We start from the raw sequence: 3,730 nt of genomic DNA on the forward strand, positions 1-3,730 counted from the left end.
TTGCAATGCCGGCGGCGCAGGTCATCACGCCCTCAGTCCCGAGCCCCCCCAAGCCGGACCTGGCCAAGCGCAGCGCGCCGGCGCCGATCGCTTCTGAGCCACGCCAGTCCGCTGCAGACGTGGCACCTGACGATGGCTGGACATTGCCCAGGGAGGTTCGGGCCACACTCCCTCAAAAGCTGCACAACGCTGCCGAGCGCAAGCTGTTCACCGTTGACTATTCCAGCGGTCACGCGCGCACGCTGTATGTCTTTTCGGACCCTGGCTGTCCGAACTGCCAGCGTCTGGAGTCGTCCCTCAACACGCTCTCCGACGCCTTCAACGTGGTGGTTTTTCCTGTGCCGGTGATCGGCAAGGAAAAGTCGATCGCCGCCATCACGCCGGTGCTGTGCTTGCCGCATGAGCAACGCAAAGCTGCGTGGGATCGCCTGTTTGATGCAGCCCCCGAGGGTGTGAACCTTGGGAAACCCCAGTTAAATCCGGCGTCGGAAGGGGTGGAGTTGAAAGCGGCGCAACCAGTAGGCACGTGCGATGTGGCAGAAAAGGCCTTGGGGATCAACCAGACGGCCTATCAGGCCTATCGCATACCGGGCACGCCCTGGGTGATCAGCGACGATGGGCGCTATGTGCCGCAGGCGTTGTTGCGTGATCCGATCAGGCTCAAAGCCTTCCTCGATGAGCAACCTGCCCGCCAGGTTCAGGAGGTGTCGAATGCGCCCCAATGACTACGCCGTCGAGCGCACCCGCCTTAATCGGCGGGTTTACCACTCGGCATTGGCTGAGTGGTTGATGGGCCCCGGTAGTCTGACGCTGGGCCTGGCCGGGTCTGTGGTGGGAGGCGTTCTGTACCCGGTCAGCCTGTGGCTCAGTCTGCCGGCCTTGCTGGTCTGGTCACCTGTCATGCTGCTCGAACCCTGGCAGATGCCCATGCGCATGCCTTCAGACATGGACCGCCTCGACCCTTCGACGCAACGCCAGGTGACGGGCAAGCTGCTGGGTTTCTTGCCGGTCACGGCCATGCGCACGGTGATGCTCAAGGCAGCGGGCATCCTGTACATGGGGTACCTGCGCGGTCGGGACGCCGGGCGTGAACTGTGGCTGTCGCTGGATGACATGACCCGCCATATTCTGATGTTCGGTACAACCGGTGCCGGCAAAACCGAAGCACTGCTGGGGTACGTGTTGGGCCAGCTGGGCTATGGAAAGGGCCTGATCTATTCGGACGGCAAGGCCCAAAATGATGTGGCCGCCGCGATCGTGTCCCTGGCCCGGCGCTTTGGCCGTGAAGACGACGTTCGGATGATGAACTTCATCACCGGGGGCCGCTCCAGGGCGCAGGAACTGCTCGAGGACAACAAAAGCAGAGGGCAGACCAATACCGTCAACGCGTTTGGTATTGCTCAGGAAACCTACATCATCAACCTGATGGATTCGATGTTGCCTCCTGCGGGCAACGATGCGGGCTGGCAAGAGAAAGCTCGGGCCATGATTCAGGCTTTGGTGTTCTCCCTGGTGTACAAGTGCCGACGTGAAGGCACGGTCATGTCCCAGCGCACGATCCAGGCGCATTTGCCGTTGCGGGCCATTGCCAAGCTCTACATCCAGTCGGTGGAACAGCAATGGCATGAAGACGCCCAGTTACCCCTGAAAAACTACCTGGGCACATTGTCCGGTTTTGACCTGGCCAAGGTGGATTCGCCGGAGGAATGGGCGACCACCGCGTTGGATCAGCATGGTTTTCTGATCCAGCAATTCACCCGCATGCTGGCCTTGTTCAATGACACCTACGGCCATGTGTTTGCCCGTGACGCCGGCGACATAGACCTCAAGGACGTGGTGCATAACGATCGCATCCTGGTGGTCCTGATTCCTGCGCTGGAAATCTCCTCGACCGAGGCCGCGACCCTTGGGCGTCTGTACGTGTCGCAATTGGCCATGATCCTGAGCCAGGATCTGGGGGAGAAACTGGAGGGCAAACCCGAAGACATCCTGGTGATCCGCAAGTACAAGGACCGCTTTCCGTTCTTGTGGATCTGCGACGAGGTCGGGGCCTACTACACCGAAAAGCTCGGCGAGCTGGCCACGCAGGTACGCTCCCTGGGGTTTTGCCTGCTCCTGGCCAGTCAGGAGGCGCAGCGCCTCAAGTCGGCGGCTGGCGACAAGGTGTGGACGCTGATCGGGAACATGGGGGTCCGAATCACCGGCAAGATCATGGACCCCAAGGACACTCTCGAAATACTGCAGTTGATGGCCGGTACCGAGTACCTGCCAGTGATGAGCGGTATGGTGCGTCAGGCCGGAATCATGGGGGCCAGCTGGGAGGAAGCAGACACACTGAGCCTGAAAGATGAGAAGAAAGTCAGCGTCGAGGAAGTGCAGCAGCTCAAGGAGGGGGAAAACATCACGCTGTTCAACGGACAAGTGATTCGCGGCAGCTCCTTGTACATTCACGACGCTGACAAGCTGTCCAAGGAAGCGATCCGCATTAACCGCTTCATCGAGGTGGCCCCGCCAGCGCTGGACACCTTGTTGGCCGGTGCGCCTGCTCACATTCGGCGCAGCTATCCGCGCGCGGACCGCGTGCAGCAGATCCTGTACCACCTGGCGATGAAGCCTGGCCGTTCAGACCTTGAAAATCTGGTGCTGACAGATCCGACGTTGGTCGTCTTGAACGAGCTGGGAGAAGAGTGGCGGCTGATCTGGCGTCGCCGTCCTGGAGCAGCAGTGCGCAGCACCTTGTTATGGCACACAGCGCTGGAGCATGTGCCCAAGCGCGGAAGCGGCTATGTGGCGCAATCGTCCACGGCGCTGGATCTGACCGTAGGCAGCAAGCGGTTGCAGGCCTACCAGGCGCAGCACATCGATCCGGCCAGAGCGCCGAAAGTGAAGGGCAAGGCGCCTGCACCTAGAGCCACAACGCCTGTTCCACCACGCCACGACCAGCCACCGCCCTATTTCGATGACGGATCGTATTCGCCGGCGCCGTTCGACTGGGATTAATAGACCGCAACCCTGTGCCGCGCCGATACCGATGCGCCGGCGCAGGGTTGTGTCGCATGCGTAAAAAGGAGCTGTAAATGAGTAACCGCAAAACGCAGAAACTGCACGCGCAGCACGTGCTTGAAACCATAGCCCTCGGCATTGCACGGCCTGTAGCGCTGCCCCGGGAGACAATTGAAGTGGCGCTTCGCGAAGCCATCATTGATGGGCGGCTTGAACCGGGTGAACCCCTTACGCATCAAGCCATCGCCAATGCCTTTCAGGTCAGCCGTATGCCGGTGCGCGAAGCGCTGCGTTCGTTGGAGACGCAGGGCTATATCGCCGCGCAGTACCACAAAAGCTACCTAGTCACGAACGGCAATGAGCCTCCCCAGTACGGTCACCTGCCGGGCTTGCTGAGGTGCGTTGCAGAACGCCATACGCAGCTGGGCGACCTCGAATCAAAAGTGGCCTTTGAAAATGAAATTCTGCACGTCCTGGGCCGACTGCGCCCTACCCCTTGCTGACGCTTCAGCCGGTCGCTATAGGCATGGCTGTTCTGCATCCAGCCGTTGGCACCGAAACGCGAACAAGGAATGACAACAATGACAAACCGCCTTTGTGAATTCATCCGCAACGACGAAGCGTCTCTGCTGATCAGCCAGGATCGGCTCGACGGTGCGTCTCGGGACGCATGGGAGTGGGAGGCCAGTGCCGCCTGGCTTGACGCGGCTGATTTTCAGCGGTTCCG

The 3,730-nt window shown here is 60.7% G+C and carries 3 protein-coding genes; all 3 read left to right on the plus strand.

Translation table 11 applies throughout. The annotated features are described in order from the left end of the window. The coding region (locus tag DW49_RS0100915; RefSeq protein WP_024421068.1) for a thioredoxin fold domain-containing protein at positions 1-725 on the plus strand (725 nt) is incomplete at its 5' end. Further along, entirely contained in the window at positions 712-3,000 is a 2,289-nt protein-coding gene (gene trbC / locus DW49_RS0100920; RefSeq protein WP_024421069.1) for an F-type conjugative transfer protein TrbC, read from the plus strand. The genes DW49_RS0100915 and trbC, both read left to right, overlap by 14 nt. Positions 3,001-3,077: 77 nt before the next feature. After that, positions 3,078-3,506, plus strand: a complete 429-nt coding sequence (locus tag DW49_RS0100925; protein WP_024421070.1) for a GntR family transcriptional regulator — start codon at positions 3,078-3,080, stop codon at positions 3,504-3,506. The last annotated feature ends 224 nt before the right edge of the window (positions 3,507-3,730 follow it).

The organism is Pseudomonas avellanae BPIC 631, assembly GCF_000444135.1.
Lineage (GTDB): Bacteria > Pseudomonadota > Gammaproteobacteria > Pseudomonadales > Pseudomonadaceae > Aquipseudomonas > Aquipseudomonas avellanae.

Bases quoted from the DNA above. Each gene is read 5' to 3' on its own strand.
- trbC (WP_024421069.1), top strand. From the start codon at position 712: ATGCGCCCCAATGACTACGCCGTCGAGCGCACCCGCCTTAATCGGCGG.
- DW49_RS0100925 (WP_024421070.1), top strand. From the start codon at position 3,078: ATGAGTAACCGCAAAACGCAGAAACTGCACGCGCAGCACGTGCTTGAA.